Here is a 24,657-nt window from a genome sequence, read left to right on the forward strand (position 1 = left end):
TCAGGCCGAGGGTGAGTGCGGCGGCTCCGCCGCTGCCCGCTCGCGCAGGAACCGGCGAATGACCTTGCCCGATGTCGTCAGCGGCAGGCTGTCTACGAAGGCGATCTCGCGCGGATATTCGTGCATCGACAGCCGCGTCTTCACCCAGTCGCGGACGGACTGGGCCGTCTTTTCGTCGCCAGCCACACCCGGTCTCAGAACGACATAGGCCTTGACGATTTCCGTGCGCAGCGCGTCGGGCTTTCCGACGGCCGCGGCCAGCTGCACATCCGGATGGCCGGCAAGGCAGTCCTCGATCTCTCCAGGACCGATGCGATAGCCCGAAGAGGTGATCACGTCGTCATCGCGCCCGAAGAAGGTGAAATAACCTTCGCCGTCCATCACGCCCTGGTCGCCGGTTGTCATCCAGTCGCCGATGAACTTTGCTTCGGTGGCCTTGTCGTTCTTCCAGTAGCCGAGAAACATCACCGGATCCGGCCGTCGGATCGCCACCTGGCCGACGGCTCCCGCCGGCAACTCCCGGCCGTCGGCATCGATGATCGCCACGCGATGCCCCGGCGCCGCCTTGCCCATCGAGCCAGGCTTTACCACACCGAGATCAGCGGCGGACGAAATGACGATGTTGCACTCCGTCTGGCCATAGAACTCGCTGACATCGAGGCCGAGCGCGGCCCTGGCCCATTCGAAGGTTTCGCGCCCGAGCGCCTCGCCGGCCGAGCCGATGGTTCTGAGGTTGAGACGATATCGCTCGCGTGGCATTTCGATCGCCTTCATCAGCCGCAGCGCCGTCGGCGGAATGAAGGCGTTGCGGACATCCATCTCTTCCAGAATGCGAAAGGCGGTGTCCGGATCGAACTTCTGCGCCGGTGACGAGACGACGGGGACGCCGAGCAGCAGCGAAGGCAAGAGCGCGTTCAGCAATCCGCCCGCCCAGGCCCAGTCCGCAGGCGTCCACATCCGATCACCCGGTTGCGGCAGGAAATGATGGTGAAACTGAAACCCCGGCAGATGGCCGAGCAGTACCCGGTGGCCATGCAGCGCGCCCTTGGGCGGCCCTGTCGTCCCTGAGGTGTAGATCATCAATGCCGCATCGTCGGGCGTGGTATCGGCGGCAACAAAACCATCGGCATCGCCTGAGGCAAGGTCGGTGAAGTCGAGCGTGCCGGGAACGCGTTCGGCGCCGGCCAGCACGACCAGCCGTAGATCCGGCAGCCGGTCACGGATGGCCGCGACCCGCTCATGACCGAAAGCATTGGTGACGATTGCCGCAGCACCTGCGTCCAGCAGGCGGTACTCCAACGCCTCTACTCCAAACAGCAGGGCCAGCGGCAGGGCGATCGCGCCGAGCTTGTAGATGGCGGCGTGCGCGATGGCAGCCTCGAACCCTTGTGGCAGCAATATCGCCACCCGGTCCCCCGGCCTGATCCCCTGGCGTTCAAGCCCGCGCGCGAAGGCCGAGGATTGCTGGGAGAAGGCGCCGTAAGTCAGCGTTCGATGGCCGCCATCCGGGTTGAAATGCTGAAGGCAGATGCGCTCCGGCTCTTTTGCCGCCCAGGCATCGCTCACCGCAACGCCGATGTTGAACTTCTCGGGGATCTGCCACTGGAAAGCGCCGTAGAGTTCGTCGTAATTCTCGATTGTCGGTAACATGGCCCCGCCGCAACAGACTTCTGCTGCACTGCACCTAACATCTTCGCCCGCCTCTGTTCAATGACCCGGCATGACGAGGGCGACCTCACTGTCTATGTCAGCGCCACGATTGCAGGCCCGAGGATGGTCAGCAGGATGTTGCCGATGGCGCCCCTGTTGCAGTGGCTCGCATCAAGCGGGCAGTAGACAGATTCGCCACTCACGGACGTCAAAGATGGGATGCGGGATCGACCGGTGCGGGAAAAACTGAGTGATGGTGCCCCATGCCGGGGTCGAACCAGCACTCCTTTCGGAACTCGATTTTGAGTCGAGCGCGTCTACCAATTCCGCCAATGGGGCTCAGGGATATAAGATATCAGCGGCTGGGATTTACACGAAGGTTTTTGCCGTGGTCAACCATCAATTTCAACGAAAGCACGTCGCCCAAAAGTGTGCACCGGTTTTGCGACTACGGCATGCACAAAAGCAGGAACGCAAACGTGCGGCAAGCGATCCCAAGAGATCGCGACACGGCTTGGCGGAGCGACAATCACGAAAGCGTGCAAACATGACGCAGAGGACGCGATTTACAGCACGCGCCGTCGCACCTAAGAAGGCCTTATTCAGTTGCAATGCAGCATATGCCGGATACTGATCCGTTATGCTTTCCAGCATGAGGTACGCATGATCGACGCTTCCACCGCTACCCGCCACCACCTGTTCATCGCCGTTCTCCTGACGCTCGGCATGGCGACGACCGTCGGCGGTGCGCTCGGTTTCGAGCATATCGGCGGATATATCCCCTGTGCGCTCTGCCTGCTGCAGCGCGATCCCTACTACTACGGCATTCCGCTCGGCATTCTGGCTGTTATCACCAGCGCCTTGAAGCTGCCGACCTGGACGACGCGCACCCTGCTTCTGGCGATCGGCATCCTGATGCTCGTCGGCGCCGGCATGGGCGTCTATCACTCGGGCGCCGAATGGGGCTTCTGGGAAGGTCCGTCGACCTGCGCCACGACAGCGCAGGGCGTATCGTCCAATGTCGGCGATCTCCTGGGCGACCTCGATTCCAAGCACGGCCCGTCCTGCACCGAGGCGGCGCTTCGGGTGCTCGGCTTGTCCTTTGCCGGTTGGAACGTGATTGCCAGCCTGATCTTTGCAGCGATCGCCTTGCGCGGCGCCGCAAAGGCCTGATCTGCGAGGCCGGAACGGCCGACCCAAAAGTAACGCCGCATGATGAAGGATCACGCGGCGTGCTCCATGCCCCAGCTCAGGGCCGGACTTCGTCCAGAAAGCAATGGTCCAAATGCCTCAGGGCTGCAGTTCGACATCCCAGTAGAGATAGTCCATCCAGCTTTCATGCAGGTGGTTCGGCGGGAAAAGCCGGCCATTGTTGTGCAGGTCCTGCACCGTTGGCTGGTAGGGCCTCTGGTGCGGGAACATGCCGGCCTGCTTCGGCAGCTTGCTGCCCTTGCGCAAATTGCAGGGCGAGCAGGCCGCAACGACGTTTTCCCAGGTCGTCTGGCCACCATGGGCGCGGGGCACCACGTGGTCGAAGGTCAGGTCGTCGGGCGTGCCGCAATACTGGCATTCGAACTTGTCGCGCAGGAAGACGTTGAACCGGGTGAACGCCGGATGACGCGACGGCTGCACGTAGCTCTTGAGGCAAACCACGCTCGGCAACCGCATCGAGAAGCTGGGCGAGGAGACCGAATGCTCGTATTCCGCAAGGATAATCACACGGTCAAGGAAGACGGCCTTGATCGCGTCCTGCCAGGACCAGAGCGACAAGGGGTAATAACTCAGCGGCCGATAGTCAGCGTTCAAGACGAGCGCTGGTAAGGCCTGCGGTGAGACTGCAATCGTCAAGCGTATTCTCCTGATCGATTCGGCATCTGCACCTTCTATATTAGGCCCGTTGCAACAGGATTGTGAAGCCGGAAAGAAAAAAGCGAACAACGGATTCGCTTTTTCCTTCAAGGTGTCACAGGAACAGCATCCCGCCGCATTTCTTGGGCGTAATAGGCCCAGAACAGACGTGCCGCGACGCTGCGCCAAGGCGCCCAGGACGCGGCCAGCGAATCAATCTCGCGGGCGGTCGGGCGCAGTTCGAGACCGAGCCCGTGGCCGATCGCGTTCTGAAGCGCGACATCGCCGGATGGAAAGACATCCGGATGCCCGGCACAAAACAAGAGATAGACCTCCGCCGTCCAGCGGCCGACGCCCTTGATGGTCGTCAGCTCGCGGATCGCCTCCGGGGCTTCGACATTGCAGATCGCGTCGAGGTCGATTTCGCCGGCAACGACCACCTGCGCAACCCGCCTCAGCGCATCGGCCTTGGCGCGGGAAAGCCCGATCGCCCGGCAATCCTCGTCGCTGAGCGTCAGGGCGGCAGGTGCGGTAATCTCGCCGAGCGAGGCTTCCATGCGTTTCCAGATCGCCGCAGCGCTTGCCTTCGATACCATCTGCGACACGATGATGCTGGCGATACCACGATAGCCTGGGTCGGTTCGCCTGAGCGGCACCGGCCCGGCCCTGGCCACGACATGTTCGAGACGGGCGTCGAGCATCATCAGGCCGGCAAGCCCCGCCTCGATGTCCTCATGTGTTCGGATGATCCGCATGGCGCCTCCAAAAAGCGGATGATTTTTATACCGCTTCCATGCCAAAGGGAAACGATGGCAGACACGTCATCCACGCAACCCGTTTTCCGTTTCGCACCGAGCCCGAACGGCCTTTTGCATCTGGGCCACGCGCTGTCGGCAATCCTCAACCACGATATGGCAAAAGCGTCGGGCGGACGGTTCCTGTTGCGCATCGAGGATATCGACCGGACGCGCTGCCATCCGCAATTCGAGGCCGCGATCTCTAGCGATCTCGCCTGGCTCGGGCTTGAATGGGAACAGCCGGTGCGCCGGCAATCGGACCACCTCGACCTATATGCGTCCGCACTCCAGCGGCTGAACGACATGGGCCTCGTCTATCCCTCGGTCCTGTCGCGCGGCGAGATCAAGGCGGCGGTTGCCGATGCCGAAGCCCGCGGCAATGCCTGGCCGCGCGATCCGGACGGCGCGCCGCTCTACCCAGAGCGCGAGCGCGATCTGGGGGCCGATGCGCGCAATGCCATCGTTGCCGGCGACAAGCCCCATGCCTGGCGGCTGGACATGAAAAAGGCGGTGCTTGCGGCGGGCGCACCGCCGCTGACCTGGCAGGAAACCGGCAGCGGGCCAGATGGAGAGACGGGCCTCATAACGGCGGATCCGGCGGCCTGGGGCGACATCATCCTGTCGCGCTCCGATGCGCCGTCGAGCTACCATCTGTCTGTTATCGTCGACGATGCACTGCAAGGCATAACGCACGTGGTGCGCGGCCGCGACCTTTATCATGCAACCGCGGTGCACCGCCTGCTGCAGCGGCTGCTGGACCTGCCGGAGCCGGTCTACCACCATCACCGCCTACTGCTCGGCGCCGACGGCCGCAAGCTTTCCAAGAGCAATCGTGACACTGGCATCTCGGCCTTCCGCGAGGCCGGCCGCTCGCCGGCCGACATCCGTGCTTTGGTCCTCTGATGGAATTCAGTCCTCGGTAGTGCGGGGGCTCTGGAAGCTGCGCCGCACCATGCGCTTGACCCGGTATTTGAGGATCGCCGCATTGATCTCTGCGCCGATGATGAAGATCGCCGCGACCATATAGAGGAACACCAGTACGATCATGATCGAAGCGAGACCGGCATAGGTCGAGACATAGGTCGCAAAGGTCGAAAGATAATAGGCGAAGGTGTAGCCGCCGATCGTCCAGCAGAGCAGCGTCAAGAAAATACCGGGCAGCACGTCAATCACTTTGCGGTGACCGTCCGGTAGCCAGAGATGCGACACCAGGAGCCCGCCCGTCACCACGACCAGGGCCAGTGGCAGACTCCAGTTGTCGACGGTTGCCAGCACGCCGTCGAGCCAGGGCAGCCATTCGCCGGCATAACGAAGCGCCAGCGGCACGGCGACGAGCAGGATGCTCAGCGCCGCCAGGATCAGCACCCCGGCAATCACAAACCCGAGGCTGGCAAGGCGCGTCACATACCAGTAGCGGCTTTCCGTCACCCGGTAGGCGCGGTTGAGCGAGACCCGCAAGGCCTCGACCCCATTCGAGGCGAAATAGGCGGCCGCGAGCACCGAAACGGTCAACAGGCCGCCACGCGGAATGGTCAACACCTGGACGATCTCGTTGGCGATCGGGGTCGCGATCGATTCCGGCCAGGCGTCGAAAATGAGATGGACCGCAGTCTCGGCAAACTGATCGGCACCAAGGAAGCTGCCGAGCGCCGTGCCGAAAATCAGGAAGGGGAAGACAGCAAGCAGGGACGAAAGCGCCACATGGCTCGCCATGGCCCAGCCGTCGTCCAGACTGAAGTGCCATAGCGCATCGAACACGACTTTCCAGGTGATGCGAATAAACGCTGGCATTTCCACTCCGGCCCAGTGGCGCCGCGGTCGCGTGCCTTCGCATGCGGATCCTGCGGCGCCGTTCCATGGCATTGACGCTCGTCCGACCGCGACAGCGTACACGGGTTTCGGCTCGCGCAATTCAATTGTATCCCGCCGATGAATATGGGAAACGGGGGCAGGATTGCTACAGGAATCGACAGGATGTCCGATCGTCCCACAATCATTGTCACCGGTTGTTCATCCGGGATCGGCGCCCATTGCGCCCACGCGCTGCATGCGGACGGCTGGCGGGTGTTTGCGACCGTGCGCCGTGACGAAGATCGAGGCGCCCTTGAAAGCCAAGGCATCGAGACCTTCCTGATGGACTATACCAAGCCGGAAACGATCGCCGCCCTGGTCGAAGCGGTGATGGCGCGCTCGGGCGGGCGCATCGATGCGCTGTTCAACAACGGCGCCTACGGCCAAGCCGGCGCGGTCGAGGACCTGCCGACCGAGGCGCTCCGGCTGCAGCTCGAAACCAATGTCATCGGCTGGCACGACCTGACGCGCCGGGTGATCCCCGCCATGCGGGCGCGCGGAAGCGGCCGCATCGTGCAATGCTCCTCCATCCTCGGCATTGTGCCCTACCGCTGGCGCGGCGCCTATAACGCATCGAAGTTTGCGATCGAGGCGCTGTCGCTGACCCTGAGAATGGAACTCGCCGGAAGTGGCATCAAGGTCAGCCTGATCGAGCCGGGGCCGATCGCCTCGAAATTCACCGCCAATGCCGTGACCTATATCGAGCGCTTCATCGACCTGAAGAATTCGGTCCACCGCGCCGAGTACGAGCGGCAGATGCGTCGCCTGAAAGGCGAGAGCAAACCGGTCGCGGGCAAGCTTGGACCGGATGCCGTATATGCAGTCCTAAAGCACGCGCTGGCGGCAAAGAGACCGAAACCGCACTATATTGTAACAAGGCCCGCCAAGCAGGGCGCGTTCCTGAAGAAGCTCCTGCCGGCAGCATTGTTTTACCGCATTATCGGCCGACTCGGCTGAGTGAAAACGCAAGGGAGCATTCGATGTCCAGTTTCGTCACCGGCCTGACCCTGTTCGTCATGGGGCTGGTCGTCATCGTTCTGATCCGCGGCCTCTTGAACATGATGAGGGGTGGCAGCAGCAGCAAATCCAACAAGCTGATGCAGGCCCGTGTACTGCTGCAGGCAGTCGCGATCGTATTGATCATGCTGACGCTATGGATCACCGGCGGCGGCCGCCCCGCCTAAGGAACGTGACGACACCATGGTCAAGCTCAACAAGATCTACACCCGGACGGGCGACAACGGCACCACCGGGCTCGTCTCCGGTCCGCGCCGCCTGAAGAGCGATCTCAGGGTCGATGCCTATGGCGCAGTCGACGAGACCAACGCCTTTGTCGGGCTTGCCCGGCAACACACCGCCGATGTCGCCGATCTCGATGCCACCTTGATGCGGATCCAGAACGATCTCTTCGATCTCGGCGCCGATCTCGCGACACCCGACACCGGCGAGAAGCCGGAATACGAGCCGCTTCGCATCGTCGCAAGCCAAGTCACCTGGCTCGAAACCGAAATCGATCGGCTGAACGCCGATCTCGAACCCCTGCGCTCCTTCGTTCTGCCGGCCGGCAGCGCCGCATCGGCCGCACTGCATGTGGCGCGAACCGTCGCCCGGCGTGCCGAACGGCAGATGGTGGCACTTGCCCAGCTCGAAGCCGAAATCGTCAGCCGCGAGGCGATCGCATATATCAACCGGCTGTCGGATTTCCTGTTCGTCGCCGCCCGTTGGACAAACGACAAGGGCCATGCCGACGTCCTTTGGATTCCCGGCAAAAACAGATAACGTTTCCCCACTGCACAATCTCACCCTTAAGTCGGGCTCGATTAAAAGGTGAGACTGTGCAGTAAAACAAAGTGTTACGGCGACCATTGCGCGTCTGGACAGGCGCGGCGCCGTAGAATCACGCTTCGGGAGACCGCATGTTCATACCGCTTCACGATAAGAACACCCTGAAGCACATCAAGGTTCAGTATGTGACGATCAGCCTGATTGTCATCAACATCGTTGTTTGGCTGATAACCGGGCCGATCGCCACGGAAGAGTTCGCCAACGCGACGCTTCTGGGCTTCGGCTATATCCCGGCGCTCATCTTCGATTATGCCCAGCTCGATCCGTCGCTGATCATCGTGCCCGACGGTTTCACCTTCATCACCTATTCCTTCCTGCATGGCGGCTTCATGCATCTGGCGATGAACATGCTGTTTCTCTGGGTGTTCGGCGACAATGTCGAAGATGCGCTCGGGCACTTTCGCTTTCTGCTGTTCTACCTTGCCTGTGCCGCTGCCGGGGCCTTGGCCCATGGCCTGTTCGACCCGGCATCGGAAGCGCCTCTGATCGGCGCATCGGGTGCGATCTCCGGCGTGGTCGCCGCCTATTTCCTGTTGCATCCGAAGGTGCGCGTCTGGGTGCTGGTGTTTTTCCGCATCCCCCTGCCCCTGCCGGCGGCCATTCCGCTCGCCTTCTGGATCGGGCAGCAATTCTTCATGCTGGTGGTCGATCCGGGCAGCGGCGTCTCGTGGAGCGCCCATGTCGGCGGCATCGTTGCCGGGCTTGTCCTCGTGGTCATTTTGCGACGCCGCGGCGTGCCGCTCTTCGACCGGACGATCGTCACGCCGCGCGCCGTCGAGCATAAGGTGGAGTCCGTCGTCGTCACGCCGCAACCCACGCCGGAAACGCGGAAGCCGCCGACACCCTGGGGTCGACCAACCGTTTGAAACCGCCGGCTTGGCATTTCCAGCGCCCCGGTTTCGTCACCATTTCAAAGGCTTGATCGTCGCCGCATGATCGCGAAAGAACCGGCATGCCGCATCTGCGAAGAGGTCTTGTCAGCTCACTTTCTTACGTGTACGTAAACGTTATTCCAATTCTCGGGATTATATCGATTTAGCGTCATGCACAGTGATTGTAATTGGAGAAAAAACGCGTATCGATGTCGCCAACCGACAATCAGGCGGCTCCGTTAAGGCGCATTTTCCTGCGAAAGCTCTTGGAGGGAAGAATCCATGAAAATACTTGTGACGGTYAAGCGGGTGGTTGACTACAACGTCAAGATCCGGGTGAAGGCTGACGGCTCGGGTGTCGAGCTTGCCAACGTGAAGATGTCGATGAACCCGTTCGACGAGGCTGAAGGAAGCCGGCAAGGCCGACGAGGTCGTGGTCGTCTCGGTCGGTCCGGCCAAGGCCGAGGAAACGCTCAGGACGGCGCTCGCCATGGGCGCCGAYCGGGCGATCCTGGTCGAGACCGACGACCAGGTCGAGCCGCTCACTGTTGCCAAGATCGTCAAGGGTGTGGCCGAGGCCGAACAGCCGGGGCTGATCATCGTCGGCAAGCAGGCGATCGATGATGACTCGAACCAGACCGGCCAGATGCTGTCGGCGCTCTTGGGCTGGGCCCAGGGCACCTTTGCCTCCAAGGTCGAGATCGGTGACGGCAAGGCACCAGAGGGCAYAGCAAGGGTGACGCGCGAGGTCGACGGCGGCCTGCAGACGATYGACATCAAGCTGCCGGCGGTGGTGACCACCGACCTGCGCCTGAACGAGCCGCGTTATGCCTCGCTTCCCAACATCATGAAGGCGAAGAARAAGCCGCTCRACAAAAAGACCCCTGCCGACTTCGGCGTCGACACCACGGCGCGGCTGAAGGTGCTGAAGACCGAGGAGCCGGAAGGCCGCAAGGCCGGCATCAAGGTCAAGTCGGTGGCCGAGCTRGTCGAGAAGCTCAAGACCGAAGCCGGCGTACTCTGAGCACTGGAAAGGGAGAACAAAACCATGGCTATTCTGCTTCTGGCTGATCACGACGGCAGCCACCTTTCCGCCCAGACCGAAAAGGCGCTGACGGCGGCCGCCAAAATCGGCGGAGACGTGCATGTGCTGGTGGCCGGTGCCGGYGCCAAGGCGGCWGCCGACCAGGCCGCCAAGCTTTCCGGCGTTGCCAAGGTGCTGGTGGCCGAGGATGCAAGCCTTGCCAACAATCTGGCCGAACCCTTGGCGGCGCTGATCGTTTCGCTGTCGGGCAATTACGACACCATCCTTGCTGCTGCTNGACCGAAGTAGCAGCAGGCTGCTGCTACTTCGGTCGGCAAGAACGTCCTGCCGCGGGTTGCAGCGCTTCTCGATGTCGCCCAGGTTTCGGAAATCACCGAGGTGGTTTCCGCCGATACCTTCAAGCGTCCGATCTATGCCGGCAACGCCATCCAGACGGTGCAGACGACCGAGGCCAAGAAGGTCATCACCGTGCGCACCGCGTCCTTTTCCCCGGCCTCCCAAGGCCCGCTTGCTGCCGTCGAGGAACTCTCGACGGCAGCTCTTTTGAACAACCTGTCGAGCTTCGTTGCCGACGCGCTGTCGTCGTCGGATCGTCCGGAGCTGACCTCGGCCAAGATCATCATCTCGGGCGGCCGTGCACTCGGCTCGTCNCGTCGGATCGTCCGGAGCTGACCTCGGCCAAGATCATCATCTCGGGCGGCCGTGCACTCGGCTCGTCGGAAAAATTCAAGGAAGTGATCCTGCCGGTTACCGACAAGCTCGGCGCAGCCGTCGGTGCATCGCGTGCGGCAGTCGACGCCGGATATGCCCCGAACGACTGGCAGGTCGGCCAGACCGGCAAGGTGGTTGCCCCCGATCTCTACATTGCCTGCGGCATCTCCGGTGCGATCCAGCATCTGGCCGGCATGAAGGACTCGAAGGTGATCGTCGCCATCAACAAGGACGAGGAGGCACCGATCTTCCAGGTTGCCGACTACGGCCTCGTCGCCGACCTGTTCGAAGCCCTGCCGGAGCTGACAAAAGCGGTTTGAAGCTCTTATCCATTTCCAAACGAGGTTCGCGTTGACCCCGTGTTGGAGCGCAAGTTTCGATACTGATGCGCCAGGTTCAAGGCAGGCCGCGATAAGACGGTCTTTCGATGCCGGATCGAACCGGCGTCGTCCATTCCGACCATTGACCTTCTTCCATCATTTGGTGTCCACCTCTTTTAGGTGGACACCTCATGCCAAAGCTCACTCAATCACAGAAGGTGCGGGGAAATTCGCGCTTACTATCGACAAGCGAAAGAGAGATCATGCTAACCACTGAACGCCTCATCATGCGGCCCTGGCAGGCCAACGATGCGCCAAGTCTTTATCAGCATGCGAGCGACGAGCGCGTCGGCCCCATTGCAGGCTGGCCGGCCCATGCCAGTGTTGCGCACAGTCTCGAAGTTATTCAGACCGTCTTCTCACAAGCCGAGGTGTATGCGGTGGCACTGAAGGAAGACGATATCGCCATAGGCATGGTGGGGCTGCTGATTGGAAAGGACAGTAATTTTGACATAGCCGAAAGTGAGGCTGAAGTTGCCTATTGGATCGGTGTGCCCTTCTGGGGACAAGGCTTCATTCCGGAAGCCGTGAAGGAGCTCATGCGCCATGCCTTTGAAGACTTGAACATCGACGCGTTGTGGTGTGGATACTCTGCCGAAAATGAAAAATCATTCAAGGCGCAGGCCAAGTGCGGCTTCAAACATCAATACACGGACGACAAAAAGTTCAACCAGCTCATGAACGACTACCGGACCGAGCATATCAGCCGTATCCGTAAGGACGAATGGTTGTTGTTGGATAAATGATCCTACTAGCCTCGGCAAACGGTGGGTTATTGCCACTGCAACGGCACACATCGCAGCGGCGGGAAAGTGAGTTTGAGGGGCGGCTCCGCCGGAGATAGCAAGGCTCCAAGTTGCTAGCACGGACGAAACTGGGCGCCAAACAACCTCAGCGCCCGTCTGCCAAGCTACCCGTCAGCGGATAATCTGACGGTTCTGTCCTGGTTTGGTTTTCGGCGTTTCATTGATACCTGAACGAGCGCAACTCGAGAGAGTTGGCCCTCTACGACCAAAGATGTCTCAACCTTGGATGCTGGCGAATGTCTCGCACCGATCGGAATGTCGTCGCGTCCCACCTGGCTCGATCGGCAAGTTCGACAATCTGGGGCTGGTCGCCGGCGAAGTTAGGTCAACGCGCGCATACTCATCGACACAAGGGCGAAGACTGCGCATTATCTGAGGTGACCCTGGCGGCCACGCCTGCCTAATGATCACTCCTATTCTGAGGGGTAGAAGCAAAAGAGGCCGTCGCCTAGAGATGATCAAGGCCGGCTCTTGCCGCCGTTGTGTAAGTCCTTAAATAACGCCGATCTTTTGCTTGGGTCGTGAACCCATTAAATTCGGCGTTATGCGATCGAGATTGATGGTTAGCGGGCGAACAATTAGCTTATATGTTCCAAGTGGATAAGCGGATAAGGCCTGCCTTGCCCGTCGAGTGGCGAACGGCCTGTACGCCTGAACCCCATTTTTTCATAGAAGCAAATTGCTTGACCGTTCTGTTCATTGACGTCAGTCGTCATTTTTGGATGAAGCGCAAGGCCGTGACGCACGAGCGCAGCGCCAATACCAGTTCCGCGACAAGCTGGATCGACGAACAGTGCCTCCATGTGTCCGTTGTCAATGAGCATGAAGGCGAGCGGGTAATCATTAGCATCCACGGCAAGCCAGAGCGGTGCTTGGGGCAGAAAGTCGCACACCATCTCGTCGATGGCATGGCGATCCTGCGACGACAGAAAGTCATGCGTCGCATCAACTGCGCCCCGCCAAATTTCGACTGCTCGCTCACCATCGCTGGGGCGGGAAGATCTAATTGTAATCATTATCGTCTCATCTTTAATTTCAATTAAGTTAAGCGAGGCGCGTCCTATTTGGTTTCCATCAAGATGGCAAGTCGGCCTTTGTCGGAAGGGACTTACCCAACCGCCCAGGATTCTGATTCAGGCTGCGTATGAGCCGATATGATCTGACCGACGTCGAATGGCGCGTAATCGAGCCTTTGGCTGCCCAAAAAACCACGATGCATGCCGCGTGTTGATGATCGCCGCGTGCTGAACGGCATCTTCCGGGCGCCGATCTCTGGCGCTCCATTTCAGTACAGCACTATGAACGAAGCACAGCACATGCTCCGTCCCGTCATGGCGCAGATAGTTTTGGCAGTAGCGGCTAAGCACGACGCCATCGGGCAGGCCGGCGGGTCGGATTTTGCGCCCATCGCACCGAGCCGTAGGTGGCGACATTGCTGGCCTTTCGCGCCCGAATGATCGACATCATGATGGCGACGACGATAGCGAGGAAGCCGCCGGAGCCGGCGGTGATGCCGCCCTCGGTGAAGATCGCGGGCGCGTAGGCGTCGAAGACGAACCACCACCAGAAGAAGGCCGGAGGACCGTAGCCTCGCCAGCTTTCGAACCACGGATTGCGGAGTTGCGCCTGAAAACCGAGCCGCCATGCGGTCCACTACATCGCCGTGTCAGAGGCGGCAGATCGGAGCAAGAAGCGCTTGGCGCGGCTCCTAGCTAGCTAAACTGAGCTCGGGAGCCGTGCCAGGTGCTGCCGTTCTCTAACCGGCAAAACGCTCCCGATAGGCCTGAGGGCTAGTGCCGAAATGGCGCAAGAAAGCTCTTCTCATGGTTTCCTGCGATCCGAAACCACAACGCGTGGAGACGCGCGCAACCGACAGACCCTCATCCAGCAATCGCCGGGCGGCTTCGAGCCGGATGTCTTCAACCGCACGTGCTGGCGTCCGCCCTGTAACCTGCCGATAATGCCGTGAGAAACTGCGTGCGCTCATGTTGACCCGCTCGGCAAGAGCCGTGAGCGGCAATGTACCATTCAGGTTTTCCATGATCCAAGCGTGAAGTTGGTCGAAACGTCCGTTGTTTTCCTGGAGGGAAAGGGCAGTGCTGAATTGCGACTGTCCACCCGGCCGCTTCAGAAAAACCACCAACTGCCTTCCAACATCAAGTGCTGCCTTCCGACCTAGGTCAATCTCGATTAGCGCCAAAGCGAGGTCAATTCCCGCAGTTACGCCAGCCGATGTCCACACGTCGCCATCACGGATGAAGATGGGGTCAGGATCGAGGCGCACCAGCGGAAATCGTTTCGTGAATTCAGCGCACCGCTGCCAGTGGGTGACGACACGCCGTCCGTCAAGGACTCCAGCCGTCGCAAGCAAGAATGCACCGCTGCAAACCGAAGCGGTGCGCCGCGCAGCCTTGGAGCGGCCTGTGACCCATTCAACCAGATCCCGGTCTTCGCAAGCCACATTGACACCCCAACCTCCCGCGACGACGAGGGTGTCCAATGGTGCAGTTGGTGACGACAGAGGAGACACCGCTAACGGGAGGCCCGACGATGTTGTCACCTGAGCGCTCTGCGCGACCACGACAATCTCATAGGGTCTTGCATTGCCAGCGAGCACAGCCAGATCGTTTGCCGTTGCAAAGACCTGCAATGGGCCTGCCACATCGAGGAGCTGGCTGTCTGGGAAGGTCAGAATCTCAATTCGGCGAGGAGTGTTTGGCATGAACCGAGGGATGATTGGCGAATACGCCATGAATTGATCCGCTAGGATTGCCAAAGTCAATCAGGAGTCTTTCATGCCTTTCCATTTCGGAATCCTCGCATTTCCCGATGTTCAGTTACTTGATCTGACGGGACCCTATGAGGTGTTCGCCTCCGCAAATGAAACAGAGGTTCATTTGGTCTGGAAAGATCTACAGCCCGTCCTGGCTTCAACTCGATTACCTTTGACGCCAACCACGACCTTTGCTGACTGCCCGCCACTCGACGTACTCTGCATTCCAGGCGGAAGCGGTATCAATGCGCTGTTGCTCGACAACATGGTGCTTGAGTTTGTTCGGGAGCGGGCGGCACAGGCGCGCTACGTCACGTCCGTCTGCACTGGCGCACTGGTGCTGGGGGCGGCTGGGCTGCTTGAGGGTAAACGCGCCACGACCCACTGGAATGCACTCGATTTCCTTCCTTGCTTGGGCGCCACGCCTGTCGAAGAGCGTGTGGTACGCGATGGCAATCTGATCACAGCGGGCGGCGTTACCTCGGGCATCGATTTCGGATTATCCGTAATTGGTGAGCTCCTGGGGCGTACAGAAGCCGAAATAGTCCAACTCGCACTGGAATATGCTCCCGCACCGCCATTTTCGTCCGGCACTCCGAAGGAAGCATCGCCGAAAGTGCTTGAGCAAACGAGGCAACGTCTTGTCGCACTACGTACGGAGCGCGAGAAAATACTGCATCGATCTTCGCGAGATATTTGAATCGGAATTTATCGGCTGGCTCCGAAAATGCTCGCGTCGCTCAAGGGGTGCACGTAATCAAGCTGATGTCGCCAAAGGATGGGTGGCTCGGCGGGCACTTCCACCGATGCATTCGATTACCGAATTTGATATTGCTTGTACTTTAGATTCAGATCCGTACGTGGCAAGCAATTCGGCTGAAGGAGAACCGGTGAGCGCAAAGAGGCTCCGGCGGGCAAAGGAAGAGACAGTGCAGCAGACCGTTGGCCGTATGACGCGAGAGGCCTGGATCCATGCCGGCATCGATGCGCTGATCGAGGAGGGTATTGCCAGCGTAAAAATCCAGGTCATGGCCAAAAGGCTCGGTGTTTCGCGATCGAGCTTCTACTGGTTCTTCGCCGATCTACAGGCATTGCACGGGGAGTTGCTGGAACACTGGCTGACCAAGAACACCAGTCCAATCATCGAGCGGGCGCTACGCCCGGCGGCGACTGTAACCAAGGCTGTCTGCCATATCTTTGAGTGCTGGGTCGACCCAGCCCTCTTTGATCCACGCCTCGATGCGGCAGTCAGGTCTTGGGGCCAGGTGGAAGCTGTGATTCGCGACGTGGTCGATCAGGCAGATGATCAACGCGTCGATGCGATCACTCGCATGTTTGTGCGCTACTCCTATCCCGAGGAAGAGGCCTTTATCCGGGCACGGGTCCTCTATTTTACTCAAGTCGGCCACTTCACGCTCGGCATACGCGACGATCTCGAAATGCGGTTGCGGTTGGTTCGGCCGTACCTCCTCAGCTTCACGGGCCGTCTTCCAGCCGATGATGAAGTCGAGGCCTTTGCCGCAATGATGCGACGCCGCCAGCCTCCGAATTGAACTTTTTCTAGACGCATCTGTACACACCGTCCTACTGCCTTAGCCCCTGCGTATATTGAAGGTCCCGAAGACGCATGGCCGGGAAATGGTGTCAGAGCCAGAGTATCTAGACATATGTGTCTAGAGTCGCTACTGATACGTCAGTGGATCGCGCACTCGGATCTCTGATGGCCCGGTTCCTCCATCTGTAGGGCATCTCAATGCAGCAGCAGTCAACCTTGTCAGCCGACCGCTCGCGCGCCGCGGGCTCGAACACCGGTGCATCCAGATGACGCGGCGCTATTCCGCTTTCTCGTTGTTCAAGGAGGGCCTCAACGCCCAAAGAGGTTGGCAGAAGGCTTGGCGCTCACCCGAACCCAGGTCGCGCTACGACATCCTGATCATTGGTGGGGGCGGCCAAGGGCTTGCGACCGCCTACTACCTCGCCAAGAACCACAACATCCACAACATTGCGGTCATCGAGAAGGGATGGCTTGGCGGCGGCAATACCGGGCGCAACACAACGGTCGTGCGGTCGAACTACTTCTTCCCCGAGAGCACTGCGCTCTATGATCTGGCACTCCGTCTCTATGAGACACTGGGGCGCGACCTCAACTACAACATCATGCTCTCCCAGCGTGGGATTATCACCCTGGCGCATAGCGAGGCCGAGATGGAAATGGCCGCGCGCACGGTCAATGCCATGCAAATCAACGCTACAGACGCTGAGCTCTTTAGCGTCGATGACGTCCGTCGGGTGCTGCCGTTACTCAACGCTTCACCGGAGGCGCGCTATCCGGTCTTCGGCGGTGTCTGGCAGGGAAGGGCGGGTACGGCGCGTCACGACGCAGTCGCATGGGGGTATGCGCGCGCTGCCGACCGAATGGGAGTTGATATTATCCAGTCTTGTGAGGTCGAGGAGTTTCTCGTCGAGAGCGGACGATGCCGCGGCGTAACGACGAACCGTGGCGAAGTCCGGGCTGACCGCGTCGGCATGGTCGTGGCCGGCAACTCCTCTCATCTCGCCGCCAAGGCAGGCTTCCGTTTGCCAATCACTTCCTACGCTTTGCAAGCCTGCGTTTCCGAGCCGATCAAGCCGGCGCTCGACACGGTCGTGCTTTCCCCGGCGACAGGCACCTATGCGAGCCAATCGGACAAGGGGGAACTCGTCATCGGTGGCGGCCTTGACCGGGTCCCATCCTATGGCCAGCGCGGCAATCTACCCGTCCTCGAAGAGGTAATCTCAGGCTTGCTCGAAATGTTCCCGAGCTTCCGGCAGCTCCGGTTGATGCGGCAGTGGGCGGGCATCGTCGATGTCACGCCGGACTCGTCGCCGATCCTTGGAGAGAGCCCACTGCCGGGCCTCTTTCTGAATTGCGGTTGGGGAACGGGCGGCTTCAAGGCGATCCCCGCCGGCGGCACTCTGCTTGCCCATCTGCTGGCCACGGGAAAACACCACGACGTCAGCCGACCCTTCGATCTCGACCGTTTTGCGCGCGGGCGCCTGATCGACGAGGCGGCCGGTTCCGGCATCGCGCACTAGGAGGACGAAATGCAGCTTTTCCCATGCCCCTTCTGTGGCCCAAGAAACGAGAACGAATTCCACTTCGGTGGCGATGCCGGCAATCTCCGCCCGGAAGGTTTCCGCGACCTGACTGACGGCCGATGGGCTACCTACCTGTACGAGCGCAACAATCCGCGCGGGGATGCAAACGAAATCTGGATGCACCTGACCTGCGGCGAGGTATTCCGCATGGAGCGCGACACGGTGCACCACGGTGTGGTGCTGACCATTGCGCTGGTGGAAGGGGGCGGCGATGACGGCATGGCGCACTAAATTCGGCGCGGCTATCGACAGGACACGGCCACTGCGCTTCACCTTCGATGGCAGGGCGGTCGAGGGCTATGCGGGGGATACGGTTGCTTCGGCGCTGCTTGCCGGTGGTGTCTCCATTGTTGGCCGCAGCTTCAAGTATCACCGCCCGCGCGGCCTCTGGGGCGCCGGTGTCGAGGAGCCGAACGCGCTCGTTGACGTAGCCGGGGGCATGCCGAACAGCCGGGCGACACAGGTCCTTGCTGAGGACGGAATGGTGGTCCGAAGCGTAAACGCCGAGCCGAGCGCCGAGAAGGACAGCCATGCCTTCCTCGACGCATTTTCGCGCTTCATTCCGGCCGCCTTCTACTACAAGACCTTCATGTTTCCCGATTGGCATCGGTTCGAGCCCCGCATCCGTCAGATGGCGGGTCTCGGCACACTGGATACGAACGCCGAGGGGCCAGGGCTCGCCGAACACATCAACCACCATTGCGACGTGCTGGTGATCGGCGCGGGGCCGTGGGGTCTTGCCGCGGCGCGCACCGCAGTGCGCGCTGGCCGACGCGTCGTGCTCTGCGACGACGGAAGGCAGGCCGGCGGCAGCCTGCTCTTCCGCGGGGGGATTATCGAAGGAAAGCCGGGTGTGGAATGGGTCGCGGATGTCGTTCTGGAGTTGGAACGGGCAGGTGCGCTCGTGCTGACTGGCACGACGGCCTTCGGCATTTACGACCACCGTCTCGTCGGCCTGAACCAACTGTGCATGGACGGTGCACCGGACCGGCTGTTCCGGATCCGCGCGAAATCGATCGTGCTCGCGACCGGCGCCATCGAGCGGCCGCTGCCCTTCGGCAACAACGATTTGCCCGGTATCATGTCCGCGGAAGCAGCGCTCGTTTATCTTCGCCGCTTCGGCGTTGCAGCCGGCCGAAAGGTGGTGATCGCAACGAACAATGGGCTTGCCTATGAGACGGCGGAGGCCCTCTCTGCCGTCGGCGCCGAGGTCACCGTCGTTGACTATCGCATGAACGGCCCGGCTCCCGCGGGGCTGCACGTATTGAAAGGACGCACCGTCATATCCGCGAGCGGCAAGAGGTCCATCAGGGCCGTGCAGCTTTCGGACGGTAGTTCGCTTGAGGCGGATGCGGTGCTCGCCTCCGGCGGCTTCACGCCGACAGTGCATCTCTATTGCCAGGCACAGGGCAAGCTTGACTGGCGTGACGATATTCTCGCTTTTGTGCCCGGGCGTGCGGTCGGCGGTGTGGACGTGATCGGCGCCGCAGCGGGTGCCTTCTCTCTTCCGCCGGAGCTTGCGGGCGATGCCAGTAAGGCATTCGACATCGTTGCTGCCTGGCCAAAACCCGATGCAAAAGAGCGGGTCTGGATCGATCTCCAAAACGATGTCACGGCCAAGGATGTGGAACTGGCCGTGCGAGAGAATTTCGTCTCGGTCGAGCACGTCAAACGCTACACTACGCTCGGCATGGCGACCGACCAGGGCAAAACCTCCAACGTTAATGGCCTAGCGTTGATGGCCGAACTGACCGGTCGGCGCATTCCCGAGGTAGGCACGACCACCTATCGCCCGCCCTTCACGCCTGTGCCACTCGCCTCCTTTGCGGGCGCACGTTCAGGCACACGTATGAACCCGCTGCGCCGACTGCCGCTCGAAAAAGAACATCGACAGGCAGGTGCCGTGTTTCGTGAATATGGCGGCTGGCTCCGCCCGGCCTTCTATGGGGTGGGCTCGGCGGAGGAACGTATCCAAGCGGAAGCTAAGGCCGCACGCATCGGCGTAGCGCTCTTCGACGGTTCGCCCCTGGGTAAGATCGAGGTTCTCGGGCCGGATGCCGCGTCCTTTCTCGATTTTATCTACTACAATACAATGTCGACCCTTAGGTCCGGCCGATGCCGCTACGGCTTCATCCTGACTGAGGCCGGCAATGTCTATGACGACGGTGTGCTCGTGCGGCTGGACGAGAACTGCTTCGTGCTCTCCTGCTCCTCGTCCCATGTCGCCGGAGTGCATACTGTCTTGGAGGAATGGCGACAGGACCGCTTTGACCGCCGGCGGGTGTTCATCCACGATGCAACCGCCGAGATGGCGACGTTGACGATCACCGGTCCCCGTGCACGGGCGCTGCTCGAGGCGATCGTCCTTGACGTCGCGCTCGACGATCTGGCGCTGCCACACATGGCGGTCACATCCGGCGCCTTCGAAGGAGTGCCGGTGCGGATTGCGCGCATCAGCTTCACCGGCGAGCGCTCCTATGAGATTTCCGTGCCAGCCGACCACGCGGGCGGGCTCTGGTCCCGATTGCTACAGGAAGGAGAGGCGTTCGGCGCGACGTTGCTCGGCCTGGAGGCTTTGATGATCCTGCGCGCGGAGAAGGGTTACATCGTCATTGGCAAGGATACGGATGGTACAAGTCGGCCAATGGATTTCGGTCTGACTGCGCCGCTGGAAAAGAAGAAGGTCGAATTTATTGGCCGCCGCTCGCTGGTCACGGAGGATGCTCTGCGCTCGGATCGGCGACAATTCGTCGGGCTTGAGACGGTCGACGGCAAGGGTGCGCTTCCGACTGGTGCACACGGGATCGAGTACCACAAGAACGGCGTGCGTAGTGCAGGCTTTATCACATCAAGTTATTTCAGCCCTGTATTGCAGCGGCCCATCGCGCTCGGACTTATCGAGCGCGGCCTTTCCCGAATGGGAGAGATCATCGAGCTTCAGCACCTCCGGGACCTGCGACGCGCGCGCATTGTCGCCCCCTGCGCATTCGACGCGAACGGAGACCGCCTCCATGCTTGACAATTCGCACAAGTGGAAGCCCGAGCCAGATTGGGGCAGTGCTCACCTCTCCGGTCGGACCATCGAGGTTCGTGCTGTCACCGGCTTGACGCAGCTTCTCGTCAGCGGCGAGATCGATGGCTTTCGCAGTCGCCATGGTCTAGGCAACGATATCGGCGCGTTGGGCCTTGCCACGGGCGAACGCTATGCCGTGCGTGTTGCTCGCGATCGGTTGCTTGCGGTCGGAATTCTCGCGTCCGAGTGTGCCTGTGGTTGGTATGATGACGGCTATTGCGTCACTGCGTTCGGTTCGGCGCAACGTGTCTTCGAGGCTCGGGGTAAAGGTGTGCGGGATCTCCTGGCACGGGCGACGTCGATAGACCTCGACAATCCTGGTCCCTGCGCCACCTTGAAGTTTTGCGACCTCACCTGCAGTGTCTATTTCTACGAGGACACGACGTTGCGCATTCACGTCGATCGAGGACTTGCTGGCTATCTATGGGAATGGCTCGAATGCCAGCCACTCCTTTCCAGAGAACCAGCTTGAGCATGAACATTTCGTGTTGGAGGAGTGCCCTGCGTTGAGGCGGGCAACAAAAGGGAGTTGAGACAATGAGAAGCATTCTGATTATGGGCACGGCCCTCGGCCTGCTCATGGGGACGGCTGCGCGCGCGGATGACGACCTGACCTTTGCAGTGGCCGGCCCCATGACTGGGCCCCTTGCCACGATTGGCGACCAATTCAAGCAGGGCGCTCAGGCGGCCGCCGATGCCTTAAACGCAAAGGGGGGCGTGCTTGGCCGGCAGATCAAACTGCAGTTCGAGGACGACCAATGCGACCCAAAGCAAGCCGTATCGATTGCCAACCGGATCACGGCAAGTGGCATCGGGTTTGTCGATGGTCATGCTTGCTCGGGGTCCAGCATTCCTGCCTCGGCGGTCTATGCAGAAAACGGAACTTTGATGATGAGCCCCGCCTCGTCCAACCCGGTCATGACGGACGACGCAGCGGCCAAGGGTTGGGCCAATATCATGCGTCTCTACACCCGTGACGACGCCCAGGGCGCCTTCATCGGCCCGTGGATCGCGAAGGAGTATGCTGGCAAGAACGTCGCCGTCCTGCATGACAAGACAGCCTATGGTCAGGGCGTTGCCAATGCGGTGCGCGCCACTATGAATGAGAACGGGCTCAAAGATATCCTCTACGAGGGCATCAACGCGGGCGAGAAAGACTACAACGCCCTCGTCACGAAGCTGAAGGAGGCCAAGGCCGATGTAGTCTATTTCGGTGGCTATCATCCGGAAGCTGGGCTCATCCTGCGTCAGGCGGCCGAGCAGAATTACAAGTTTCAACTGATCATGCCGGACTCGATCGCCTCGCCGGAATTCTGGCAAGTCGCGGGCCCGGCAGGTGAGGGCACCCTCTTCGTCTTCCCGTCCGACCCCCAGGCTAAGCCTGAGGCGGAGGAGGCGGTCGCGAAAATCCAGGCGGGTGGCTTCAAGCCTGAAGGATTTACGCTCTTTTCCTATGCCGTCATTCAGGCCTTCGCGCAGGGCATAGAGCGAGCCGGTTCGGACGACCCGACAAAGGTCGCCGAGGTCCTGAAGAACGGCCAGCCGATTGACACTGTGGTCGGATCGGTGGCCTTCGACGAGAAAGGCGATCTGAAGGACGCAAGCTACGACATCAACCGTTGGAGCAACGGCGCCTACGCGCCGATCGCTAAATAAACGCTCATCCTCGCTCGAGAACGGCGACTACTTCGTCGTTCTCGAGCGAACCGGGGTGGACGCGGACCGACATGGGATAATTGCAGTCGGTGCTATCCTGCCGCTGTTTCGACCCAACTCGGGAGCAGGCCATGTAACAGTTCATCGGACTGGACGTGCCGCAGGACATCAGACACGTGTTCGTCATTGGTAGCGATGGCAAGATCGTTTGGCAGTACACCTGTCTGTCGACCCCGGAGAGGATTTCAGGAGAGTACCTCGAATTAGATGCCACATATGTGGCACCCACTGAGTGCCATATCGGCGATATGCGACACACCGCGCAACAGCGCCGGTGAAAAGATGTACAGCGTATTGGAGGCCAATGGGCCATTGCCTTCAAGGAGAAAATTTATGAAACTAAGAGAAGAACATTGGCCGGATGAAGCGACGATCATCACCTTTGAAGAAGGCGATCCTGCTGAAAACCCCTGGGTTAACGGTAGACCGAAGCGCGAAGAAATTGAGGTCGAACGCTATAACCCGATGTGGGTTGAGCAGTACGAAATCCTAGAAGCAGAGATCAAGGCTTTAATCCCCGAGGTCGCGCTCAGCGTCGAGCACGTAGGCTCGACGGCAGTGCCAGGGCTCCCTGCGAAGCCGGTAATCGATATCGATCTCATTGTCCCCGATCCTGAGCGCGAGGACGACTACGTGCCAGTTCTGGAAGCACTCGGATATGAACTGACTGTCAGAGAGCGATCTTGGTATCAGCACCGTATGCTCCGCCATGAAAATCCACGCGTGAATTTGCACGTTTTCGGTCGCGGGTGCGCCGAGCATGTCCGGCATATTCTGTTTCGAGATTGGCTGCGAGAGCATCCAGCCGACAAGCAACGCTACGCAGATGCAAAGATGCTGGCGAAAGATGGAGTGTCAAGCGCACCCGAGTATAACCTGAGGAAGCAGGACGTGGTGCGAGAAATCTATCAAAACATCTTCAATAACAGAGGCTGGCAAAGGGCCATTTAGCGAACTAGCACGCATCGAAAAACCATCATTCGATCTCGTTGAAGCACCTTTGATGCCAGCCTGCCACTTAAGGGGCGTGCGACCAACCTCACGGAGCAAAATTCAGGAGTTGTGCGCGTCGAGGGCGATGATAGGGGCATCATCTCGACCTAATCGGGGCAGGGGCAGCGGAGCGGTTCGCTCGCCCGCTGGCGCCGGGGCAACGATCCAATTGGAAAAGTCATGTTTATGTTCTTCGTTTTCCCGGTTGCACTACTTTTGACGTCGACTGTCTGGATGAGGAGTGCCTGGAACGCGCGTTCAGTGTGTGGTGCATCGTCGGTGGCGGCGACCCTGCTGGCAGCGTTTACACTCTGCTACGTGGTAGCCCTCGCGCAAGTCTCCCTGGACCCCTGGTTTGACGACAACGGCGTTCGCGAGTTCATCGCGTGGCGATACCGGTGGGGATGGGCGGCGATGTTTGCGGGGTGGTACACGATTGTCATCGTTCCGTTGGCTTTCGGGTTTCGCGCACTCGTGCTGCTGGTGAACAATAAGCCCTGAACAGAAGTACTTTCGAGACGATCGTGATCCCGCCCTGGTTGAATTTCTGTCCTCATTCGCTCAGACAATCACTACGAGGTCAGGATCCGCTGCGCGTTAGAAAACTCTGTTATGACGCTGTTTTAGAACATACTGGTACGAGCATGAACAGACGAAAAGCGTTGGCGCTAACAAGCGTCGCATCCCTAGCGATCTTTTCAACGGCGACATCCTATGCGCGAGATTCGAGCTCCTATTATCTTGAGAGCCGCCGCGGCGGCATAACGGTCGGCCACAAAGGCAATTAAGATAAAAGAATTTAAGGTTTCGCTTAGCGGCGGAAGACGTCCTTCGCGGACGATGGTGATGTGAGTTCGTGGCGGCGTTTATACGAATGATCCGTCATCAGGATGCAGCATAGATTGGACCACATCATCTACTGGACCCCATCGTGGGAGGGCCTAGTGCCGATCCCAGAGAGAAGCGCGGGCCGCGAAAAGACGTTGAGCGCTAGACGTGATGGACGCAGACAGGAGACGACTGCTTCTTTGAAGCAGCGCTTTCGGCTGGATAGCGCCACAGAACGAACCCGCTCGCGCGGGAGGGAAGGCGCGGGCCTTGAGACGTGTGCCTCGTTGACGGCATCGGTGAGGCTTTGATCGATCAGAGGTGACGGGCG

At 60.3% G+C, this 24,657-nt stretch carries 22 protein-coding genes, 1 tRNA gene and 7 pseudogenes; 21 read left to right on the top strand and 9 right to left on the bottom strand.

The annotated features are described in order from the left end of the window. Both ASD00_RS27050 and ASD00_RS27055 read right to left on the bottom strand, forming a co-directional pair. Window positions 1–1,650, bottom strand: coding sequence for an AMP-binding protein (locus ASD00_RS27050; protein WP_057210239.1), 1,650 nt, complete (start codon window positions 1,648–1,650; stop codon window positions 1–3). Between the two features lie 254 nt (window positions 1,651–1,904). Beyond that, window positions 1,905–1,989: transfer RNA gene (locus ASD00_RS27055), tRNA-Leu, on the bottom strand. A 324-nt stretch (window positions 1,990–2,313) separates the two neighbouring features. On the opposite strand from ASD00_RS27055, the gene ASD00_RS27060 reads away from it, so the two are divergent. Further along, window positions 2,314–2,823, top strand: coding sequence for a disulfide bond formation protein B (locus ASD00_RS27060; protein WP_057210240.1), 510 nt, complete (start codon window positions 2,314–2,316; stop codon window positions 2,821–2,823). 117 nt (window positions 2,824–2,940) lie between these two features. On the opposite strand, the gene ASD00_RS27065 is transcribed toward ASD00_RS27060, so the two are convergent. Continuing rightward, window positions 2,941–3,498, bottom strand: a complete 558-nt coding sequence (locus tag ASD00_RS27065) for an HNH endonuclease (protein WP_025424621.1) — start codon at window positions 3,496–3,498, stop codon at window positions 2,941–2,943. 107 nt (window positions 3,499–3,605) lie between these two features. Further along, entirely contained in the window at window positions 3,606–4,253 is a 648-nt protein-coding gene (locus ASD00_RS27070) for a DNA-3-methyladenine glycosylase (RefSeq protein WP_025424622.1), read from the bottom strand. Window positions 4,254–4,307: 54 nt separating this feature from the next. On the opposite strand from ASD00_RS27070, the gene gluQRS reads away from it, so the two are divergent. Further along, window positions 4,308–5,198, top strand: a complete 891-nt coding sequence (gene gluQRS, locus ASD00_RS27075) for a tRNA glutamyl-Q(34) synthetase GluQRS (RefSeq protein WP_025424623.1) — start codon at window positions 4,308–4,310, stop codon at window positions 5,196–5,198. Window positions 5,199–5,204: 6 nt separating this feature from the next. Here gluQRS and ASD00_RS27080 read toward each other — a convergent pair whose 3' ends face one another. Beyond that, the gene (locus ASD00_RS27080) at window positions 5,205–6,086 is read right to left on the bottom strand and encodes a YihY/virulence factor BrkB family protein (protein ID WP_025424624.1); all 882 of its coding nucleotides are present in this window, start codon (window positions 6,084–6,086) and stop codon (window positions 5,205–5,207) included. Between the two features lie 183 nt (window positions 6,087–6,269). Here ASD00_RS27080 and ASD00_RS27085 point away from each other — a divergent pair, with 183 nt between their 5' ends. From ASD00_RS27085 to ASD00_RS42005, 8 genes and pseudogenes are all read left to right on the top strand, one after another. Next, window positions 6,270–7,103 (top strand): SDR family oxidoreductase, encoded by an 834-nt coding sequence (locus ASD00_RS27085; protein ID WP_025424625.1) that lies wholly within the window; start codon window positions 6,270–6,272, stop codon window positions 7,101–7,103. Window positions 7,104–7,126: 23 nt separating this feature from the next. Then, on the top strand, window positions 7,127–7,330 hold the full coding sequence (locus tag ASD00_RS27090) for a twin transmembrane helix small protein (protein ID WP_025424626.1): 204 nt from the start codon (window positions 7,127–7,129) through the stop codon (window positions 7,328–7,330). 16 nt (window positions 7,331–7,346) lie between these two features. Beyond that, a complete protein-coding gene (locus ASD00_RS27095; RefSeq protein WP_057210242.1) occupies window positions 7,347–7,925 on the top strand; it encodes a cob(I)yrinic acid a,c-diamide adenosyltransferase in 579 nt (192 codons plus the stop codon). A 137-nt stretch (window positions 7,926–8,062) separates the two neighbouring features. Further along, the gene (locus ASD00_RS27100; RefSeq protein ID WP_025424628.1) at window positions 8,063–8,857 is read left to right on the top strand and encodes a rhomboid family intramembrane serine protease; all 795 of its coding nucleotides are present in this window, start codon (window positions 8,063–8,065) and stop codon (window positions 8,855–8,857) included. 288 nt (window positions 8,858–9,145) lie between these two features. Next, window positions 9,146–9,887, top strand: a pseudogene (locus ASD00_RS27105) (electron transfer flavoprotein subunit beta/FixA family protein). A gap of 24 nt (window positions 9,888–9,911) precedes the next feature. After that, window positions 9,912–10,184: pseudogene (locus ASD00_RS41995) on the top strand (electron transfer flavoprotein subunit alpha/FixB family protein); the annotation flags it as partial. Window positions 10,185–10,202: 18 nt separating this feature from the next. Beyond that, window positions 10,203–10,493, top strand: a pseudogene (locus tag ASD00_RS42000) (electron transfer flavoprotein subunit alpha/FixB family protein); the annotation flags it as partial. A gap of 66 nt (window positions 10,494–10,559) precedes the next feature. Further along, window positions 10,560–10,939 (top strand): annotated as a pseudogene (locus ASD00_RS42005) (FAD-binding protein); the annotation flags it as partial. Here ASD00_RS42005 and ASD00_RS39285 read toward each other — a convergent pair. Further along, window positions 10,940–11,089 (bottom strand): annotated as a pseudogene (locus ASD00_RS39285) (transposase); the annotation flags it as partial. A gap of 41 nt (window positions 11,090–11,130) precedes the next feature. Between ASD00_RS39285 and ASD00_RS27115 the strand changes: the two are divergent. Beyond that, the gene (locus ASD00_RS27115) at window positions 11,131–11,745 is read left to right on the top strand and encodes a GNAT family N-acetyltransferase (protein ID WP_244496139.1); all 615 of its coding nucleotides are present in this window, start codon (window positions 11,131–11,133) and stop codon (window positions 11,743–11,745) included. A 638-nt stretch (window positions 11,746–12,383) separates the two neighbouring features. Here the strand turns inward: ASD00_RS27115 and ASD00_RS27120 are convergent. Next, entirely contained in the window at window positions 12,384–12,821 is a 438-nt protein-coding gene (locus ASD00_RS27120; protein WP_057210243.1) for an acetyltransferase, read from the bottom strand. Between the two features lie 128 nt (window positions 12,822–12,949). On the opposite strand from ASD00_RS27120, the pseudogene ASD00_RS39295 reads away from it, so the two are divergent. Continuing rightward, window positions 12,950–13,091 (top strand): annotated as a pseudogene (locus ASD00_RS39295) (transposase); the annotation flags it as partial. An 18-nt stretch (window positions 13,092–13,109) separates the two neighbouring features. Here ASD00_RS39295 and ASD00_RS42010 read toward each other — a convergent pair. Together ASD00_RS42010 and ASD00_RS27130 are read right to left on the bottom strand one after the other, a co-directional pair. After that, window positions 13,110–13,458 (bottom strand): annotated as a pseudogene (locus ASD00_RS42010) (conjugal transfer protein TraG); the annotation flags it as partial. 103 nt (window positions 13,459–13,561) lie between these two features. Beyond that, window positions 13,562–14,557, bottom strand: a complete 996-nt coding sequence (locus ASD00_RS27130) for a GlxA family transcriptional regulator (protein ID WP_057210264.1) — start codon at window positions 14,555–14,557, stop codon at window positions 13,562–13,564. 43 nt (window positions 14,558–14,600) lie between these two features. On the opposite strand from ASD00_RS27130, the gene ASD00_RS27135 reads away from it, so the two are divergent. From ASD00_RS27135 to ASD00_RS27175, 9 genes are all read left to right on the top strand, one after another. Next, complete coding sequence (locus ASD00_RS27135; RefSeq protein ID WP_057210247.1) at window positions 14,601–15,278, top strand: DJ-1/PfpI family protein; 678 nt, start codon at window positions 14,601–14,603, stop codon at window positions 15,276–15,278. A 229-nt stretch (window positions 15,279–15,507) separates the two neighbouring features. Beyond that, entirely contained in the window at window positions 15,508–16,131 is a 624-nt protein-coding gene (locus tag ASD00_RS27140; protein ID WP_244496140.1) for a TetR/AcrR family transcriptional regulator, read from the top strand. A 268-nt stretch (window positions 16,132–16,399) separates the two neighbouring features. Further along, on the top strand, window positions 16,400–17,653 hold the full coding sequence (locus ASD00_RS27145) for a sarcosine oxidase subunit beta family protein (protein WP_057210249.1): 1,254 nt from the start codon (window positions 16,400–16,402) through the stop codon (window positions 17,651–17,653). A gap of 9 nt (window positions 17,654–17,662) precedes the next feature. Continuing rightward, window positions 17,663–17,947 (top strand): sarcosine oxidase subunit delta, encoded by a 285-nt coding sequence (locus tag ASD00_RS27150; RefSeq protein ID WP_057210251.1) that lies wholly within the window; start codon window positions 17,663–17,665, stop codon window positions 17,945–17,947. Next, entirely contained in the window at window positions 17,928–20,735 is a 2,808-nt protein-coding gene (locus ASD00_RS27155) for a 2Fe-2S iron-sulfur cluster-binding protein (protein ID WP_057210253.1), read from the top strand. The genes ASD00_RS27150 and ASD00_RS27155 overlap by 20 nt, the downstream gene beginning before the upstream one ends. Then, window positions 20,728–21,261, top strand: a complete 534-nt coding sequence (locus ASD00_RS27160; protein ID WP_057210254.1) for a sarcosine oxidase subunit gamma family protein — start codon at window positions 20,728–20,730, stop codon at window positions 21,259–21,261. The genes ASD00_RS27155 and ASD00_RS27160 overlap by 8 nt, the downstream gene beginning before the upstream one ends. Window positions 21,262–21,326: 65 nt before the next feature. Beyond that, window positions 21,327–22,445 (top strand): ABC transporter substrate-binding protein, encoded by a 1,119-nt coding sequence (locus tag ASD00_RS27165; RefSeq protein WP_057210256.1) that lies wholly within the window; start codon window positions 21,327–21,329, stop codon window positions 22,443–22,445. A gap of 393 nt (window positions 22,446–22,838) precedes the next feature. After that, on the top strand, window positions 22,839–23,456 hold the full coding sequence (locus ASD00_RS27170) for a GrpB family protein (RefSeq protein ID WP_057210258.1): 618 nt from the start codon (window positions 22,839–22,841) through the stop codon (window positions 23,454–23,456). A 222-nt stretch (window positions 23,457–23,678) separates the two neighbouring features. Then, entirely contained in the window at window positions 23,679–23,999 is a 321-nt protein-coding gene (locus tag ASD00_RS27175) for a hypothetical protein (RefSeq protein WP_057210260.1), read from the top strand. Window positions 24,000–24,657 lie beyond the last annotated feature (658 nt).

This window comes from Ensifer sp. Root31 (assembly GCF_001424825.1).
Lineage (GTDB): Bacteria > Pseudomonadota > Alphaproteobacteria > Rhizobiales > Rhizobiaceae > Ensifer > Ensifer canadensis.

Bases quoted from the DNA above. Each gene is read 5' to 3' on its own strand.
- ASD00_RS27070 (WP_025424622.1), bottom strand. From the start codon at position 4,253: ATGCGGATCATCCGAACACATGAGGACATCGAGGCGGGGCTTGCCGGC.
- ASD00_RS27085 (WP_025424625.1), top strand. From the start codon at position 6,270: ATGTCCGATCGTCCCACAATCATTGTCACCGGTTGTTCATCCGGGATC.
- ASD00_RS27170 (WP_057210258.1), top strand. From the start codon at position 22,839: ATGAAACTAAGAGAAGAACATTGGCCGGATGAAGCGACGATCATCACC.
- ASD00_RS27160 (WP_057210254.1), top strand. From the start codon at position 20,728: ATGCTTGACAATTCGCACAAGTGGAAGCCCGAGCCAGATTGGGGCAGT.
- ASD00_RS27050 (WP_057210239.1), bottom strand. From the start codon at position 1,650: ATGTTACCGACAATCGAGAATTACGACGAACTCTACGGCGCTTTCCAG.
- ASD00_RS27090 (WP_025424626.1), top strand. From the start codon at position 7,127: ATGTCCAGTTTCGTCACCGGCCTGACCCTGTTCGTCATGGGGCTGGTC.
- ASD00_RS27115 (WP_244496139.1), top strand. From the start codon at position 11,131: ATGCCAAAGCTCACTCAATCACAGAAGGTGCGGGGAAATTCGCGCTTA.
- ASD00_RS27135 (WP_057210247.1), top strand. From the start codon at position 14,601: ATGCCTTTCCATTTCGGAATCCTCGCATTTCCCGATGTTCAGTTACTT.
- ASD00_RS27060 (WP_057210240.1), top strand. From the start codon at position 2,314: ATGATCGACGCTTCCACCGCTACCCGCCACCACCTGTTCATCGCCGTT.
- ASD00_RS27095 (WP_057210242.1), top strand. From the start codon at position 7,347: ATGGTCAAGCTCAACAAGATCTACACCCGGACGGGCGACAACGGCACC.
- ASD00_RS27175 (WP_057210260.1), top strand. From the start codon at position 23,679: ATGTTTATGTTCTTCGTTTTCCCGGTTGCACTACTTTTGACGTCGACT.
- ASD00_RS27130 (WP_057210264.1), bottom strand. From the start codon at position 14,557: ATGGCGTATTCGCCAATCATCCCTCGGTTCATGCCAAACACTCCTCGC.
- ASD00_RS27165 (WP_057210256.1), top strand. From the start codon at position 21,327: ATGAGAAGCATTCTGATTATGGGCACGGCCCTCGGCCTGCTCATGGGG.
- ASD00_RS27100 (WP_025424628.1), top strand. From the start codon at position 8,063: ATGTTCATACCGCTTCACGATAAGAACACCCTGAAGCACATCAAGGTT.
- ASD00_RS27120 (WP_057210243.1), bottom strand. From the start codon at position 12,821: ATGATTACAATTAGATCTTCCCGCCCCAGCGATGGTGAGCGAGCAGTC.
- ASD00_RS27145 (WP_057210249.1), top strand. From the start codon at position 16,400: ATGACGCGGCGCTATTCCGCTTTCTCGTTGTTCAAGGAGGGCCTCAAC.
- ASD00_RS27080 (WP_025424624.1), bottom strand. From the start codon at position 6,086: ATGCCAGCGTTTATTCGCATCACCTGGAAAGTCGTGTTCGATGCGCTA.
- ASD00_RS27155 (WP_057210253.1), top strand. From the start codon at position 17,928: ATGACGGCATGGCGCACTAAATTCGGCGCGGCTATCGACAGGACACGG.
- gluQRS (WP_025424623.1), top strand. From the start codon at position 4,308: ATGGCAGACACGTCATCCACGCAACCCGTTTTCCGTTTCGCACCGAGC.
- ASD00_RS27150 (WP_057210251.1), top strand. From the start codon at position 17,663: ATGCAGCTTTTCCCATGCCCCTTCTGTGGCCCAAGAAACGAGAACGAA.